We start from the raw sequence: 15,758 nt of genomic DNA on the forward strand, positions 1-15,758 counted from the left end.
GATGAACGCCTTCCGCACCCGGCTCGGGGATTTTCTCGACCGTCCCATTGTCGCACGGACGATTACGGCCGTGATCCTGTTCAACGCGCTTTTGCTGGGGTTGGAGACCATTCCCGCGGCAATGGCGGCGGCCGGTCCGATGATCCTGGCGCTCGACGCGGCCTGCCTGGCGATCTTCGTGGCCGAACTGACCGCCAAGATGGTCGCACAGGGCCGCCGGTTCTGGCGCGACGGGTGGAACTTGTTCGACACGGCGATCGTGGGCGTCGCGCTTATCCCGGGGTCGGGGTCGTTCAGCGTGTTGCGCGCCCTTCGCATCCTGAGGGTCCTGCGCATCGTGTCGGTGTTTCCGCGCCTGCGCCGGGTGGTCGAGGGGTTGATCACGGCGCTGCCCGGCATGGCCTCGGTCTTCGTGCTGATGGGCATCCTTTTCTACATCGGCGCGGTGATGGCGACGACGCTTTTCGGGCCGTCCTTTCCCGACTGGTTCGGCAGTTTGCCGCAGTCCGGTTATACCTTGTTCCAGATCATGACGCTGGAATCGTGGTCGATGGGCATCGTGCGCCCGGTGATGGAGGTTTATCCCTACGCCTGGGCCTTCTTCCTGCCATTCATCCTGGTGACGACCTTCGCGGTGGTGAACCTGCTGGTGGGTCTGATCGTCAACTCCATGCAGGACGCCCATTCGGAGGAATCGAATGCGGCGACGGACGCTTACCGCGACGAGGTGCTGTCCAAGCTGGCGGACATCGAAAAACGCCTCGACCGGCTGAAGTGATCAGTGGTCAGACCCATTGCCCCTTGCGCCTTGGGCGGATCCGTTTGGGGAAGAACTTGGCCGTGGTCCAACTGATCAGTTTCACGTCCAACCAGAACGTTCTGTTGCGCTGATACAGAAGGTCCAGCATCGCCTTGCGCGGGATGCAGACGGTTGCATAGACCTCCTCGGTCTCCTGCGGGGTGAGGGTGGCGGCCAACACGCGATCTTCGTGTGGGGAATAGATCAGACTGGCGAGGCCGGTGACGCCCGGCCGCGATTTCAGCACTTCGCCATAGAGCTCGGGGAACATCTCGACGTAGTGGCGCAACGGCGGGCGCGGGCCGACAAAGCTGACATCGCCCCTCAGGATGTTCCAGAGCTGCGGCAGCTCGTCCAGCCGGCGACGCCGCAACGCGCGACCCAGCGGGGTGATCCGCGCCGCCTTGCCCCCGCCGGTGACGCCGGAATCGTTCGGATCGGCGGTCATGGTGCGAAATTTCCACAAGGTGAACCCCTGCGTCGGCGTCTTCATCCGCTCGGACCCATAGAGGATCGGACCATCCTTCTGTCGCCAAAGCTTCCAGGTGACCACCACGATCACCGGGGCGAGGAACATCATGAGATAGATCGAGAACAGAATATCGAAAAGCCGCTTACCCGGTGTCATGGCGTCACCGCGCGCCATTCGGCGACGATCCGGGATGGATCGGCGGTGTCGCGGTCCAGCGGCGCGATGGATTGCAGACGCGACGTCTCGAGGTCGACCGTCGCGATCGCGCCCGGTCGGGGGAGCACAGACGTCCAGTCGCGCCCGGCGGCGCGCAGCAGATCGGCCATGTCCACGGCACCCGGTGCGGCGACATTCATGATTGCGGGCAGGGGCATCGGCGCGCGTGCCAGCGTCGCCAGCGTCGCGGCCAGCGTGATCGGCCCGATATAGCTGCGCCGGGGACCGTGTCCGCCGGGAAACATATCGAGGTCGGGCGGCGCGTCGGTCAGCCGGGACAGCAGCGCATCGGCCCCCGCCACATTGCCCAGCCGCAGGATGACGGCTTCGGGGCCATCCGGGTGGCGCGCCGACCAATCCAGAACAGCCGCCTCCATCGCTGCCTTGGCCGTGCCGTATGGCGCGTCGGGCGTCGGGGCGGTGTCTTCGGTCAGGGCACCGGGATTGCGGCCATAGATTGCGGCAGAGGAGAACAGCAGCACGCGACCAACACCCGTCGCGCGCGCCGCGACCAAGGCATCCAGTGCGGTCGTGGTGTTCGCCGCCAGATCGGCATCGGTCCCGCCGGTGACACCCGCCAGGCCCAGCGCGCAGGTCCGATCCGCAAAGGCGACGGACACATCGTCGTCGCGGTGCAGCCAGCGGACATGGTCGTCCGCCCAGATGCGGCGCAGCATTCGACCGATCCGCCCGCCGGATCCGGTGACAACCAGTCCGGGGGGCGGGCGCAGTCGATCGTTCGAGGGGAGTCCGACACGTAGATTCATCGCCAAGGGGGTGACGCGATGCCGTTGCAGAATCAAGACACTCATTCCGGTATGGCACCTGATTCCCCGCATTGTCTTTCCGTTCAGGGACTTTGTCGGCATGAAGCACGTGATACCCCGCCCAAGGAGACGAGATGACGTTCCGGATCGCAGCGACCGCGTGTGTCACGACCATGCTCCTGGCGACAGGTGCGTCGACCCAGCAGGTCCGCTCGGTCAATTCGTATGGCGTGCCGGGTCTGATCGACATGCCGTCCGCGCAGATGCAGCCCGACGCCGAGCTGACGACGTCATTGACGCTGCTGTCGAACGGAGCCGGTCGCGGTCAGATCGCGTTTCAACTGTTGCCGCGGGTGCAGGCACTGTTCCGCTATGCGTCGCTGCCCGACTTCCTGGCCGACGGCACTGGTGACTTCGAACGCACATACGACCGCAGTTTCGACCTGCGCTTTCAGGTCCTCAGGGAAAGCCGCAATCTGCCGGCTGTCACCATCGGCCTTCAGGATTTCGGCGGAACCAGCATCTATGCCGCCGAATACGTCGTCGCCACCAAGAGCTTCGGCGATTTTACCGTTACCGGCGGCATCGGCTGGGGCCGTCTGGGCACGCGTGAGGGCTTCGGCAATCCGCTCGGTGTGCTGGACGACCGTTTTGATACGCGGCCCGGCTTGGACATCGGACGGGGCGGCACGGTGCAGTCGGATCAGTTGTTCCGCGGTGATGCCGCGCTGTTCGGCGGGGTGCAGTATGAGGTCAACGACCGGCTGACGCTGAAGGCGGAATATTCTTCCGACGCCTATGTCGCCGAAGTCGAACGCGACATCATCGACATCGAAACACCGCTCAACTTCGGCTTCGACTATGCGGTTCGGCCCAATGTGCGCGTCGGCGGCTATGTCCTGCACGGCAGCGAAGTCGGGCTGACGTTTCAGGTCGCGCTCAACCCCAAACGGGGCACTTTCGGATCGGGCCTGGACCCGGCGCCGCGCCCCGTCACGGTGCGCCCGGCGCGTGCCGCCAATCCGCAGGTCTGGAACACCGCCTGGACGCAGGACGTCGTGACCGTCCCGGCCGTGCGCACAGGTCTGGACACCAGTCTGGAAGAGGACGGGCTGGACCTTTTCGCGACGAAGATCGACGGGACCCGCGCCGAGATCCATTTCCGCAACACGCGCTATACGACCACGGCGCAGGCCATCGGTCGGGCGGCGCGTCACGCCACGGCGACCCTGCCCGCGTCGGTGGAAACCTTCGTGCTGGTCCCGCTGAACGGTCAGGGCATCGCGGGAACCGCCGTCGTCTTGCGGCGTAGCGATATCGAGGCCTTCGAGAATTCCCCCAACGGTGCCGCCGAGATCCTGGCCGTCGCCGGCCGGGTCGATGCCGCGACGCTGGACCGCGCGGGTCTGATGATCGAGCCGGATGCCCTCCCGCGTTTCCGCTGGAGCCTGGGCCCGTATGTGACGGTCAGTGCGTTCGATCCCGACAACCCTGCGCGTGTCGACCTTGGCGCGGAACTCGCGGCCTCCTATGCGCCGGTGCAGGGCGTCATTTTTGAAGGCAGCATCCGCCGGCGTCTGATCGGAAACCGCGACGAATCCACACGCGAATCGAATTCGGTGCTTCCGCGCGTGCGCACGGAGAGCAATCTCTTCGCTCGGACGGACGGACCTTTCATCGGGTATGCGACCGCGAACTACATCTGGCGACCGGGCCGCAATCTCTATGCCCGCGTGTCGGCCGGCCTGCTCGAGCAACAATACGGGGGCGTGTCGACCGAATTGCTCTGGAAGCGGGACGGAAGCCCGCTTGCCATCGGGGTCGAAGCCAACAGTGTGCGCCAGCGTGAATTCGACATGCGGCTTGGGTTCCAGGATCTGGACGCGACGACGGCCTTCGTTACCGGCTATCTGGAGCATGGGGGCGGGTTTCACAGCCGTCTCGCCGTGGGGCAGTATCTGGCCGGAGATAAAGGCGCGACCTATGAGTTGACGCGCGAATTCTCCAACGGTTGGGCGGTCAGCGCCTATGCGACCAAGACCGACGTCAGCGCCGAGGATTTCGGCGAGGGCAGTTTCGACAAGGGCATCAAGGTGACGATCCCGTTCAGCTGGATCATCGGCACGCAGACGCAGACTGCTTCGTCGAACGTCATCCAGCCGATCCTGCGTGATGGCGGGGCGCGCCTGAACCTGCGCAATCGCCTGTATCCTTCGGTTCGGGCGCAGTCGGCACCCGATCTGATGACCGACTGGGACCGGTTCTGGAGATGATGCGCATGACCCCAATTCGCCTGACATCCATTTTGGCCGCCGCAATCGTCGTGGTCGGATGCGGCAACACCGAAAGCCAGTCGGGCCTTGATATCGCGGCCGCCAGCGTTGCCGGCGTCGTCGGCGGGGCCGAGCCTGTGGCAGACGCCCGCAGCGTTCTGACGTCCGACCTCATCGCGGCAAGTCCGGGGTCGCTGCTGCTCGTCGTGCAGGAAGACGGCGACAATGGTTTCGTCGTGGCCCCCGTGTCGTCGAATCGCGGCACCTTGCAATGGCAGACGCTGGATGGGACCGCCTTGTTGCAGCGCAATGGCGTCTTGGTGGGCACGCGGGGATTTGGGTTCGATCTGATGACGGCCGATATAGAGCCGTTGGCCGCGGCCCTCGTGCAGGGCGGCGGGCGCGATCTGCGGCGGGTCAATCGTGTTCTTGTCGCCGGCCGGATGGTCGCCTTGGAATATTTTTGTACCGTCACGCCGCGTGGCGTGGAGACGCTCGCCTCTTTCGGACGCACGTTCCGCACGACCCGGTATGACGAATCCTGCGCGGGGGCCGATGGCGACAGCTTCACCAACAGCTACTGGTTGTCGGCAAACGGTGCCGTCAGACGCAGTCGGGAGCGGGTCAGCCCACAGATCGGCATGTTCGACATCTTTCGCCTAACCGAATGATTTCGGGCGACCTGTTCGGCGGACGGCGGCTTTTCGCAATGTTTCAAATTTGTCGCTTAATGAAGAACATGCGTAGTTCGCCAACTTGATTTCTACATGGGAGTAAACTAGTTCGACTGAGAGTGAATCGCCCTTTGGAGCTTGAAATGAATAAGACCATCGCCCTGACCGCCGCCTTGGCCGCGGCCATTCTTCCCGCCGCCGCCATGGCCGGCAACACCGGTGCCGCCACCGTGGAGCCCGTCGTGATCGTCGACACGCCCCCCGCCGTCGGCAGCCCGCTGCTGCTGGGTGCCGCCGGTGTGGTCGCCCTGGCCGTCGTCGCCGCGGCCCTGTCGGATAGCTCTTCGTCCTCGACGACGGGCGAAGAGGACAACGGCGGCGACAGCGACGACTGATCACGCGACGCCGACTTTTAACGAATGAAGGAGCGGGCCACTGGCCCGCTCCTTTTCGTTTCACAGGTCTGGAATCTCGCTCGGGTTGTCCGCGTCAGGCGCGTCAGGCGCGTCGTTCCAAGACCTCGATCCCCAGAATATCCAGAACCTTCGCTTCGATGTCCGACGCATTCAACTGGGCATCCGCGTACATTTGTGCCGGACCCGCCTGATCGATGAACGCATCGGGTAGGACCATCGACCGGAACTTCAGCCCCGCATCGAATACGCCCTCGTCCGACAAAAGCTGCGCCACGTGGCTGCCGAAACCGCCCACGGCACCTTCCTCGATGGTGATTAGCACGTCGTGATCGCGGGCAAGGCCAAGGATCAGGTCGCGGTCGAGCGGTTTGGCGAAACGGGCGTCCGCGACCGTCGGCGTGATCCCACGGGCGGCCAGCCGCTCGCGCGCCGCCTCCACCTCGGCCAGACGCGCGCCGAACGACAGGATCGCGACGCCGGATCCTTCGTGAACCACGCGTCCCTTGCCGATCTCCAGCGGCGTGCCGCGTTCGGGCATCTCGCATCCCACACCCTCGCCACGCGGAAACCGGAAGGCGATGGGCCCGTCGTCGTAAGCGGCCGCCGTGGCCACCATGTGCCGCAACTCCGCCTCGTCGGCGGCGGCCATGACGACCATACCCGGAAGGTTGCTGAGATACGCGATATCGAAAGACCCTGCGTGGGTCGGCCCGTCGGCCCCGACCAGCCCGGCGCGGTCGATGGCAAAGCGGACGGGCAGGTTCTGCAAGGCGACGTCGTGCACGATCTGATCGTACCCGCGCTGCAGGAAGGTGGAATAGATGGTGCAGAACGGCTTCATGCCCGATGCGGCCAATCCCGCGCAGAACGTTACGCCATGCTGTTCGGCGATGCCGACGTCGAAGCATCGCGCTGGGAAGCGCTCCGCGAACAGGTTCAAACCGGTGCCGTCGGGCATCGCCGCCGTGACCGCGCAGATGCGGTCGTCGTCCGCCGCTTCCTGCAGCAAGCTTTCGGCATAGACCTTGGTGTAGCTTGGCGCGTTGGACTTGGCCTTGGTCTGCACACCGGTGCCCACATCGAACCTGGCCGTCGCATGGCCGCCGTCGCGCGCGCTTTCAGCGGGGCGGAAACCCTTGCCCTTCTTGGTGATCGCATGGATCAGGATCGGCCCATCGGCGCGGGATTTCACCGCGCGCAGCACGCCAAGCAGGGTTTCCATGTCATGCCCGTCGATCGGGCCGACGTAGGAGAACCCCAGCTCCTCGAACATGGTGCCGCCGACGGTCATGCCCTTGAGCATTTCCTTCGCGCGACGCGCCCCTTCCTGCAGCGGCGGCGGCAGGAAGCCCACGGCCCCCTTGGCCGCGGCCTTGAGGTCGTGGAACGGGTTCCCGGCGTACAGCCGCGACAGATAGGACGAAAGCGCGCCAACGGGCGGGGCGATCGACATCTCGTTGTCGTTCAGGATCACGATCAGCCGCTTCTTCAGGTGGCCCGCATGGTTCAACGCCTCGAACGCCATGCCGCCGGTCAGCGCGCCATCCCCGATGACGGCAATCGCGTCGCCGTTACCCGGTGCGCCCAGTTCCCGGCCCATGGCGAACCCCAGGGCGGCAGAGATCGATGTCGACGCATGGGCCGCGCCAAAGGGGTCGTAATCCGACTCCGTCCGTTTGGTGAAGCCCGACAGCCCGTCCTTCTGGCGCAGGCTGTCCATGCGGGTCCGACGTCCCGTCAGGATCTTGTGCGGATAGCATTGATGCGACACGTCCCAGATCAATCTGTCGCGTGGCGTGTCGAACACGGCATGCAGGGCCACGGTCAGTTCGACCACGCCCAGCCCTGCGCCCAGGTGCCCGCCCGTCCGACTGACGGCGTGGATCGTTTCGGCACGCAGCTCGTCTGCCACATGGCCCAGATCGGCGTCGGACATCGCGCGCAGATCGGCGGGACCGGCGATGCGGTCGAGAAGGGGGGTCTTCGGGGCAGTCATCGCAGGCCTCTGCTTGTCGCTTTATCTGTCGCGGGTCACCACATAGCGGGCGACCGCCGCGAGGGTAGCAGCGCGGTCACCGAAGGGCAAAAGGGCATCTTGTGCAGATTTCACCAAGGCCAGAGCGCGATCGCGGGCGGCATCCGCCCCCATCAGCGACACGAAGGTCGCCTTGCCGGCACTCGCGTCCTTGCCCACGGCCTTGCCCATTGTCGCGGCATCACCTTCAACGTCCAGCAGATCGTCGGCGATCTGAAACGCAAGGCCCAGATCGGCCGCGAACAGCATCAGGGGCGTCGGATCGCCAATGCCCAGCAGCGCCCCCGCGCGGCAAGGCCATTCCAGAAGACGACCCGTCTTGAGCCGCTGCAATTCGGTGATCCGTTCCAGCGTCAGCGGATCGGTCGCGGTTTCGGCGGCGATGTCCAGCGCCTGGCCGCGCACCATGCCTGCGGCCCCCGCATCCCGCGCCAGCGTCACCACCAGATCCGCACGGATCGCGGCGTCGGCATGGGTCAGCGGGCTGGCCAGCCATTCGAACGCAACCGTTTGCAGCGCATCTCCGGCCAGAACGGCCGTGGCGTCATCCCACTTGCGGTGCACCGTCGGCTGCCCACGCCGCAGGTCGTCGTCGTCCATGCAGGGCAAATCGTCGTGGATCAGGGAATAGGCGTGAACGGCCTCGATCGCCGCGGCAACCCGCAGCGCCTGACCCCGCGGCACATCGAACAACGCCGCCGTTTCAAGCACCAGAAATCCGCGCAACCGCTTGCCGCCCGATGTGGCATAGCGCATCGCATCGGCCACCGGTCCGTCGAACGGGGCCAGCAGATCGGTCAGCGTCGTCTGGATTTCGCCCTGTGCGGCGCGCAGCGCGGCGTCGAAGCTCACATGCCCTCGGCGGGCTTGGCACCCGTCGGCTGCCCCTTTGCATCCAGCGTGATCTGCGCGACCTTCTCCTCGGCCGCCTTCAGCTTGGCGTCGCAATGGTCCTTCAGCTTGGCACCGCGCGCATACAGCTCGATGGATTTTTCCAGCGGCACATCGCCGGAATCAAGCTGCGTCACCACCTGCTCCAACTGGGCCAACGCATCCTCGAAGCTCAGGGTCTTGATATCGTCAGCCATTTTCTCGCCTCCGCAGAACGTCCACATGGGCCGCGACGGATGTCGCAAGCGCGGTGAGGTCATAGCCGCCTTCCAGACAGGACACCAGACGACCCCCCGCATGGGCATGGGCCAGATCGCACAGCCGGTCCGTGATCCATGCGAAGTCGTCTTCCTGCCAGTCCAGTTGAGCCAGGGGGTCCTCGCGGTGGGCATCGAACCCGGCGGACACCAGGACCAGCTGCGGCGCGAAGGCGTCAAGCCGCGCCAGGGCCGGTTCGATGCGGGCCCGGAACGTGGCACCGTCCGAATTGGGCGGCAGCGGCACGTTGATCACGTTATCATGCGCCCCGGTTTCGGACGCGTCCCCCGTGCCGGGCCAAAGCGGAGATTGATGCGACGTGACGAACAGCGTTCGGGCCTCGTCCCACAAAAGGTCCTGCGTGCCGTTGCCATGATGGACATCGAAATCGACGACCGCGATCCGGTCTAGACCATGCGCCTCCAACGCATGTTTCGCCGCGATCGCGACGGTGCCGAACAGACAGAACCCCATGGGCTTCGCCGTCTCCGCGTGGTGGCCGGGTGGGCGCATGGCGACGAAAGCGTTGTCCGCCTCCCCCCCGATCACCGCGTCCACCGCGCGGCAGGCGGCCCCGGCGGCCAATCGCGCCGCGCGCAAACTTCCTGGGGCCATGTGCGTATCGGCATCCAGTTGCGCCCAGCCATCGGTCGGCGATGCCGCAATCAGCATGTCGAGATAGCTTTGCGGATGGCACCGCAGGATCTGCGCATCTGTCGCCTCTGGCGCATCTTCCCGCAGCAGATCGACCCCGCTCAAAGCGCGGCGCACGGCCTTTAGTCGCGCGACCTGTTCGGGATGGCCCGGCGGCGTCTCGTGCAGGTCGGCGTCGGGATGTGTCAGCAGAAGCGTCATAAGGCCCCTTTCTTCTGGCGTTAAAAACCTCGGGGTCCAGGGCAGCGCCCCGGCGGCTCAATCTGGGGCAAGCATGTATCCGGCACCGCGCACCGTCTGAAGATAGCGGGGCTGCTTGGGGTCGCTTTCCAGCTTGCGCCGCAACCGCGTGATCTGAACGTCGACGGCGCGTTCGCCGGAGGTATCACCATCGCGGCCAAGCTTTTCGACCAGGTCGGCGCGGCTGACAGGCTCGTGCGGGGTGGCGGCCAACACGCGCATCAGCGTCGTTTCGGTCGCGGTCAGGCGAACGGGGTCCGGCCCGCGATAAAGTTCCCCCCGGTCGAGGTCGTAGCGGGCCGTGCCCAGGTGAAGGGTCTTTGGCATCGCACCGCCGCCCCCCGCAGGTGCGCGGCGCAAGATGGCCTTCAGCCGCAGCAAAAGTTCCTTGGGCTCGAAAGGCTTGGACAGGTAATCGTCCGCCCCCGATTCAAGGCCGGTAATCCGGTCCGAGGTCTCGCCCTTGGCGGTCAGCATCAGGATCGGCATATCCCGGCTTTCGCGGATTTCGGCGCACAGGACATAGCCGTTGTCGCCGGGCATCATCACGTCGAGGATCGCCATGTCGAAATCCAGACCCGCCAGCAGGCGGCGCGCGTGGTCGGCGTCGCGGGCGGCGGTGATCAGATACCCGTTCCGCATCAGGAATTTCTGTAAAAGGCCGCGAATGCGTTCGTCGTCATCGACCAGAAGGACATGCGCCTGATGGCCGGGGGTGGCGTCGTCGCTCATCTCTCGCCTTCCTTCACGGCCGCGAAGTAACGGCGCAGTTCGGGGTCCATCATATGTTCAAGGACCTCGCGAAAGCCAGAGACGGCTGCGGGGCCCGCCTCCCGAAAGGCGGCGCGCATCCGGGCGCGCTGCGCGTCCGACAGTTCCCGCTCCAGCGCCTCGCCCGCGTCAGTCAGATGCAGGTGGCGTTCGCGGCGATCGCGGGTGCCGACGCGACTGTCGACCAGGCCGTCTTCGACCAGGGTGCGCAGGACGCGGTTCAGGCTTTGCTTCGTGACGCCCAGAACCGACAGCAGGTTGTTCACCGTGGTCCCCGGCGTGCGGTGGATGAAGTGGATCGCACGGTGATGGGCGCGGCCATAGTTCATCCCCGAAAGGATGCGGTCAGGGTCGGCGGTGAACCCGCGATAGGCGAAGAACATCGCCTCGATCGCGCGGCGCAGCTGCTCGTCCGTGAGGAACAGAAGGTTGTCGCTGTGTCCCTGGGCCATCGGCATCTCCTTGGTTGCAAATTACGTCAGCCTTGTTGACATTCCAAGGTCGCATTGATAGCCCGAGGCAGTTTATGCGCAATTTTATGTCCGTATCGGGCATATTTGCGACACAATAGGGATGGAGAAGACAATGGCTGGGTCCTACGCTGAACTCGACGGCAAGATCTGGATGGACGGAACGCTCGTCGATTGGAAGGACGCGAATGTCCACCTGCTGACGCATGCGATGCATTACGCAAGCGCCGTCTTCGAGGGCGAGCGTGCCTACGGCGGCAAGATCTTCGCGAGCCGCAAGCACTCCGAACGGCTGCTTGCGTCGGGTCGTGCCCTCGATATGGAAATCCCTTGGACGGTCGAGGAGATCGAGGCCGCCAAATACGAGACCATGAAGGCCAACGGCCTGGACGACGCCTATGTCCGCGTCCTGGCTTGGCGCGGGGCGGGCGAAGATATGGGCGTCAGTTCGTCGCGCAACCCGGTTCGGATGGCCGTGGCCGTCTGGGCCTGGGGCAATTATTATGGCGACGCCAAGATGAAGGGCGCCAAGCTGGACATTGCCAAGTGGAAGCGGCCCAGCCCCGAAACCGCGCCGCACACTGCCAAGGCCGCGGGCCTCTACATGATCTGCACGATGTCCAAGCACGCGGCGGAGGCCAAGGGCTGTTCGGACGCGATGATGTTCGATTATCGCGGCTATGTGGCCGAGGCGACGGGGGCCAATATCTTCTTCGTCAAGGACGGAGAGGTGCACACGCCCGACCCCGATTGCTTCCTGAACGGGATTACGCGGCAGACGGTGATGAAAATGCTGGGTGACCGGCAGGTGAAGGTGCACCAGCGCCACATCATGCCCGAGGAGCTGGAAGGCTTCGAGCAGTGCTGGCTGACCGGGACCGCGGCCGAGGTCACGCCGGTGGGCCAGATCGGCGACTACAATTTCGAGGTGGGATCGCTGACGCGGGATATCGCCGAAGGCTACGAAACGCTGGTCCGCGCCTGAACGGCGGGATGAAACGAAAGGGGCCCCGTCCTGTGAACGGGGCCTTCTTATCCGAACCGGACGGATCTGGTGTCCGTTCGATTTGTAGGCCCCCGGAGCGGCGACTGGGTGGGGGCAAGAAATCGCCGCCCCGGGGGTGAGCTTATCGCTCCTACAAGACAATGTATCGTTTGTGGACTTGGCGAATTCGGGGAAGGCGCGCGGTCTTGGGCGGGTGATTTCATGGCTGGATCAAGGCAACGTTAACGAAGCGTTCACTGCTGACCCCTTGCCAACCGCAGGGACGGGGGGCACGTTCCAGACATGAATGCGCCGACACCGATCCACGCCCCGCAGGATACCATCCATTTTCACCGCACCGAGCTTTCGGTGATCCTGTCGCTCTATGGTCGGTTCGTCGCCGCAGGCGAATGGCGGGATTACGGAATCTCCGCTTTGCGTGACGTGGCCATCTTCTCGATCTTCCGCCGCACCGCCGAACAGCCGATGTACCGCATCGAGAAACGCCCCAAGATGGCGGCAAAGCAGGGGATGTACTGCGTGATCGGCATGGATGGCCGGATATTGAAGCGTGGGTCGGATCTGAAGACGGTGCTGCGCGTGTTGGAGAGGAAGTTGATCCGGGCGGTGGAGTAGGGGCGGAGGGTGGCTGTGAGCCTATCTTGCACATCAGTCGTGATGCAGCGAATGTTTGGTTCGCCAAAGCCGTCATAATCGAACGTGAACCAATGCCAATCCTCGAAAATAATCCTAAGTTATGCGACGGTTTTTGGAGATTTGTCCGTGGGGATATGGAGGATCAAGTTTTCGAAAACTGGCTGTATTCCTCTAATGAGATTGAAGATGCCTTGGGTGAAGAAGGATATCTTGCCGCCATCTCGGTGAATTTTTATGATGCGAAGCGACTTGCGGAGTTCAAGGCTTACCTAAGCCAGCATCTTTTCAAGCCTGCCTGTTGCGACTGTCATTCACAGCCTGACGATGGGTCGGTCTCACTTGGAGAATGGCCAAGCGACAGATTTGAGATAATCGAGCGCGAAATCGATGGGATATGGTGGCTCCATCGGCTCGAATGCAAAGAATGTAAGACGATGTGGCACTTGGCGGCAGAGGAGAGAATTTTTGATGTATGGCTGTTAAAACGGTATCCAATAGCCAGCCGATCGCAAGTGCAGACATATCGCGATCTTCTGATGTCAGCCAAGGCTTCCGGATCAAAAGTCTGGTACTTTGACCCAACTGTTTCGTGGGAGATACCGGCAGCGATCCGAGATCTTGCCGAGGAGACACCCGGTATTGCGTGCTCGGAGATCGAGCGCATCCTACCAATCGATGTCGGAATTGTTCGGCAACATGCGCGTGTCGTAGCTTCAAAGTACAAGCTGGACATAAATCTTGGAGCTTAGTGGCCAATTAACCGCCAAGTGCAAAGCCGATATCAAATGTAAGGCAGTTCTGTCCGCACGGCTGCCTTCCGCCCCACGTCATGCCGGCGGCGAAGTGAACGTTCGCTTCGGGTAAATCGCGTCGATCGATCCCAACTGCCGGAGCTCTTGATTTTTCAGGCGGCAATTCAAAGTAAGTGGTTTTCTCCACGTGGGACCGCGGGCTTTGTCCTATTGATCTATCAGATGGATATTTACATACGGCCCGTTGGTTTCAGAGCGCCAGTATAGGTCTTGGATGAGTCGAATGGTCACTGATGGGAAGGCTCATCGAAACGCTGAACGCGGCCGCCGATGTGCTCGATGTAGTTGTCCCGCCAAAGGCTTCCGATACGGCGTTCACGATTGAGAGGCCCAAGCCAGATCCTTGTGATGGCTCGACTTGGCCGAAGCGTGCCATTGCTGTGTCGATGTCAGACTGTGAGATACCCTTTCCGTCGTCGGAAACCGTAACCTTGAGCCTGTTGTACCCATGGGAGGCTGTGAGCGCGATTTCTGTCAGGCCTCCGCCTCCGTGGGCGAGTGCGTTGTTAAGAAGGTTCAGGACAGCCTGCTCGAACATGAGCGCGTCTCCGGTCAAATTGGGTAGTGTCGGCGGTATTTCTACATCGAAGACGATCCCTTTCGCGTCAGATTGCTTTTGGAACCCGGCTGCTATCCCTAGCAATACGGCCCTCGGATCGAACGTTCCAAAGCTTGCACCGCGGTGGCCGGCGCGGGCACGTTCCAGCGCGAGCAGACTGTCGGCCAAGGCCGCCGACCGACGCGCCGCTTCGACGAGATCGGCGCTCCGCGCGCGCATGTCGGCCGGAGTTTTGGCTGTCTCCACCGCTTCAGCAAGGCTCAGGACACCAGCGATTGGATTGCGCAACTGATGCGTCGCGTCAGAAATAAACCGATCCTTGGCATCCAAGGTCAGACGGAGTTGTTCGAGCAGCGCATTCAACCGCGCGACGATCCCGGCAACTTCCTGCGGGATCTTGCGCTTGATTGGCGAGAGATCATCTGGCGATCTTTGTTCGATGGCATTCTCCAGATCATCGAGCGGCAGAAGGCCCAGGCGAACGCCGAACCAGACAATCACTGCCAACGCGCTGAGCAGGAGCGCGATGATTGCAAACGTAGGACGTGTCCGGCCATCAACGAAGCCATCCAGCAGGGAGGTGTTTTGCCACACGGTGAAGGTGAAGGGACCAGTCAATTGGTCGATGGACATAAGTTGCCGGAAGCGGAGGGCCCGGACAGGTTCACCACGGTAGATTGCTTCGTAATACGTCTGTTCCGGTACGTCCCCGCCCGCAGTGCCCGGAACAACGGGGGGCGTCGCGTAACCGGTCACGAAGACGCCGTCGGGCGCGTAGACATGGTAGAAGACTGCACCACCCGAGGTATCGCGCAGCAGGTCGCGGGTCGCTTCGCTTAGCGCGTCGCCCCCGGTCACGGCAGTATCGCGCGAAATGGACAGCGCCGTCGACAGGAGCGAGCGATCAAACCGGTCGATCGCGCGTGCCTGAGCATCAGCATAGGCCCAAATCCCGACGAGCGCTGCGATGACCAGAAGGGGTGCGAGGATGACGGCCGTGAGCCGCGCGCGCAGGGACAGGACCCTGTTCATTCGGTCGCCTGCATCATGTACCCAAGTCCGCGGCTCACGATGATGGAGACGCCGAAAGGAGCCAGACGTTTGCGCAACCGCGAGACGTAGACTTCGACGACCGGTTCATCGACATCCGCGCCCGTGCCGTAAAGGCTGTCGAGAAGGACCTGCTTTGATACCAGGCGACCGCTGGCTTGAAGCAACCGCTCGAACACCGCGATCTCGCGGCGCGGAATTGCAAGGGGGCCACCGGGCGCAGTTATCATCCTAGCGCCGATATCGAAGACCAGCGATCCGATCCGCGTCTGGACTTTGGGTGTATCGGTCACGCGCCGCGACAGGGCTCTGATCCGGGCGGCGAATTCCTGCATCTCGAAAGGTTTGCTCAGGTAGTCGTCCGCTCCGGCATCCAAACCGCGGACCTTATCGTTGGTTTCCGCTCGGGCGGTCAAAAGCAGCACAGGCCGCATGTCGCCCCGCGCCCGCATCCCGCGAAGAATCTCCAGCCCGTCCTTGCCGGGAAGGTTGATGTCTAGAACAATCAGATCGGAGTCGTCGCTGCGCAGATAGGCGTCCGCCTCATCGCCATCCTGGATCAGGTCGATCGCGTGGCCCGCGTCCTGAAGGTTGTAGGCGATTCCCTTGGCCACCGACAGGTTGTCTTCGATCACGACCACACGCATGGAAAACCCTTTCCGCAAGAAACCAAGCAATAATCCGCCCGATGAAAGGTTCATGCAAGTATCGCGCCGCATGATCGGACCACCAAGGCAGCTGGGGAGGCTGTCTGATTAT

Annotated in this window: 17 protein-coding genes; 7 read left to right on the forward strand and 10 right to left on the reverse strand. The window is 63.3% G+C overall.

All coding sequences use genetic code 11. The annotated features are described in order from the left end of the window. Position 1 precedes the first annotated feature (1 nt). Positions 2-778: an ion transporter gene (locus JDO7802_RS07100; protein WP_055083999.1), complete on the forward strand. Its 777-nt coding sequence runs from the start codon at positions 2-4 to the stop codon at positions 776-778. A 7-nt stretch (positions 779-785) separates the two neighbouring features. Here JDO7802_RS07100 and JDO7802_RS07105 read toward each other — a convergent pair whose 3' ends face one another. Next, positions 786-1,427, reverse strand: coding sequence for a sugar transferase (locus tag JDO7802_RS07105; protein WP_055084807.1), 642 nt, complete (start codon positions 1,425-1,427; stop codon positions 786-788). Continuing rightward, complete coding sequence (locus tag JDO7802_RS07110) at positions 1,424-2,164, reverse strand: NAD-dependent epimerase/dehydratase family protein (protein ID WP_055084001.1); 741 nt, start codon at positions 2,162-2,164, stop codon at positions 1,424-1,426. The genes JDO7802_RS07105 and JDO7802_RS07110 overlap by 4 nt, the downstream gene beginning before the upstream one ends. 263 nt (positions 2,165-2,427) lie before the next feature. Here JDO7802_RS07110 and JDO7802_RS07115 point away from each other — a divergent pair, with 263 nt between their 5' ends. From JDO7802_RS07115 to JDO7802_RS07125, 3 genes are all read left to right on the forward strand, one after another. Beyond that, entirely contained in the window at positions 2,428-4,527 is a 2,100-nt protein-coding gene (locus JDO7802_RS07115) for a YjbH domain-containing protein (RefSeq protein ID WP_187298109.1), read from the forward strand. A gap of 5 nt (positions 4,528-4,532) precedes the next feature. After that, positions 4,533-5,198 (forward strand): YjbF family lipoprotein, encoded by a 666-nt coding sequence (locus tag JDO7802_RS07120; RefSeq protein WP_187298110.1) that lies wholly within the window; start codon positions 4,533-4,535, stop codon positions 5,196-5,198. A gap of 146 nt (positions 5,199-5,344) precedes the next feature. After that, the gene (locus JDO7802_RS07125) at positions 5,345-5,596 is read left to right on the forward strand and encodes a hypothetical protein (protein ID WP_055084007.1); all 252 of its coding nucleotides are present in this window, start codon (positions 5,345-5,347) and stop codon (positions 5,594-5,596) included. 103 nt (positions 5,597-5,699) lie between these two features. On the opposite strand, the gene dxs is transcribed toward JDO7802_RS07125, so the two are convergent. Genes dxs through JDO7802_RS07155 form a run of 6 tightly spaced genes read right to left on the reverse strand, consistent with a single transcriptional unit; the run spans position 5,700 to position 10,924 of the window. After that, positions 5,700-7,613: a 1-deoxy-D-xylulose-5-phosphate synthase gene (gene dxs, locus JDO7802_RS07130; RefSeq protein WP_055084009.1), complete on the reverse strand. Its 1,914-nt coding sequence runs from the start codon at positions 7,611-7,613 to the stop codon at positions 5,700-5,702. Positions 7,614-7,634: 21 nt separating this feature from the next. Further along, on the reverse strand, positions 7,635-8,504 hold the full coding sequence (locus tag JDO7802_RS07135) for a polyprenyl synthetase family protein (protein ID WP_055084011.1): 870 nt from the start codon (positions 8,502-8,504) through the stop codon (positions 7,635-7,637). Then, entirely contained in the window at positions 8,501-8,740 is a 240-nt protein-coding gene (locus JDO7802_RS07140) for an exodeoxyribonuclease VII small subunit (RefSeq protein ID WP_055084013.1), read from the reverse strand. Before JDO7802_RS07140 ends, JDO7802_RS07135 begins: the two co-directional genes overlap by 4 nt. After that, on the reverse strand, positions 8,733-9,656 hold the full coding sequence (locus tag JDO7802_RS07145) for a histone deacetylase family protein (protein ID WP_055084015.1): 924 nt from the start codon (positions 9,654-9,656) through the stop codon (positions 8,733-8,735). Before JDO7802_RS07145 ends, JDO7802_RS07140 begins: the two co-directional genes overlap by 8 nt. Positions 9,657-9,713: 57 nt before the next feature. Next, positions 9,714-10,427, reverse strand: coding sequence for a response regulator (locus tag JDO7802_RS07150; protein ID WP_055084017.1), 714 nt, complete (start codon positions 10,425-10,427; stop codon positions 9,714-9,716). Further along, entirely contained in the window at positions 10,424-10,924 is a 501-nt protein-coding gene (locus JDO7802_RS07155; RefSeq protein ID WP_438501626.1) for a MarR family winged helix-turn-helix transcriptional regulator, read from the reverse strand. The genes JDO7802_RS07150 and JDO7802_RS07155 overlap by 4 nt, the downstream gene beginning before the upstream one ends. A gap of 127 nt (positions 10,925-11,051) precedes the next feature. Between JDO7802_RS07155 and JDO7802_RS07160 the strand changes: the two genes are divergently transcribed. The 3 genes from JDO7802_RS07160 to JDO7802_RS17930 all read left to right on the forward strand — a co-directional run bounded on the left by JDO7802_RS07160 (position 11,052) and on the right by JDO7802_RS17930 (position 13,327). After that, positions 11,052-11,921: a branched-chain amino acid aminotransferase gene (locus JDO7802_RS07160; RefSeq protein ID WP_055084020.1), complete on the forward strand. Its 870-nt coding sequence runs from the start codon at positions 11,052-11,054 to the stop codon at positions 11,919-11,921. Positions 11,922-12,224: 303 nt separating this feature from the next. Further along, on the forward strand, positions 12,225-12,557 hold the full coding sequence (locus tag JDO7802_RS07165; RefSeq protein ID WP_055084022.1) for a DUF2794 domain-containing protein: 333 nt from the start codon (positions 12,225-12,227) through the stop codon (positions 12,555-12,557). Between the two features lie 92 nt (positions 12,558-12,649). Beyond that, positions 12,650-13,327, forward strand: a complete 678-nt coding sequence (locus JDO7802_RS17930) for a hypothetical protein (RefSeq protein WP_187298111.1) — start codon at positions 12,650-12,652, stop codon at positions 13,325-13,327. 253 nt (positions 13,328-13,580) lie between these two features. On the opposite strand, the gene JDO7802_RS07170 is transcribed toward JDO7802_RS17930, so the two are convergent. Both JDO7802_RS07170 and JDO7802_RS07175 read right to left on the reverse strand, forming a co-directional pair. Next, the gene (locus tag JDO7802_RS07170) at positions 13,581-14,981 is read right to left on the reverse strand and encodes a sensor histidine kinase (RefSeq protein WP_055084024.1); all 1,401 of its coding nucleotides are present in this window, start codon (positions 14,979-14,981) and stop codon (positions 13,581-13,583) included. Next, complete coding sequence (locus JDO7802_RS07175) at positions 14,978-15,646, reverse strand: response regulator transcription factor (protein ID WP_055084026.1); 669 nt, start codon at positions 15,644-15,646, stop codon at positions 14,978-14,980. Before JDO7802_RS07175 ends, JDO7802_RS07170 begins: the two co-directional genes overlap by 4 nt. Positions 15,647-15,758 lie beyond the last annotated feature (112 nt).

This window comes from Jannaschia donghaensis (assembly GCF_001403795.1).
GTDB classification, from domain to species: Bacteria; Pseudomonadota; Alphaproteobacteria; order Rhodobacterales; family Rhodobacteraceae; genus Jannaschia; species Jannaschia donghaensis.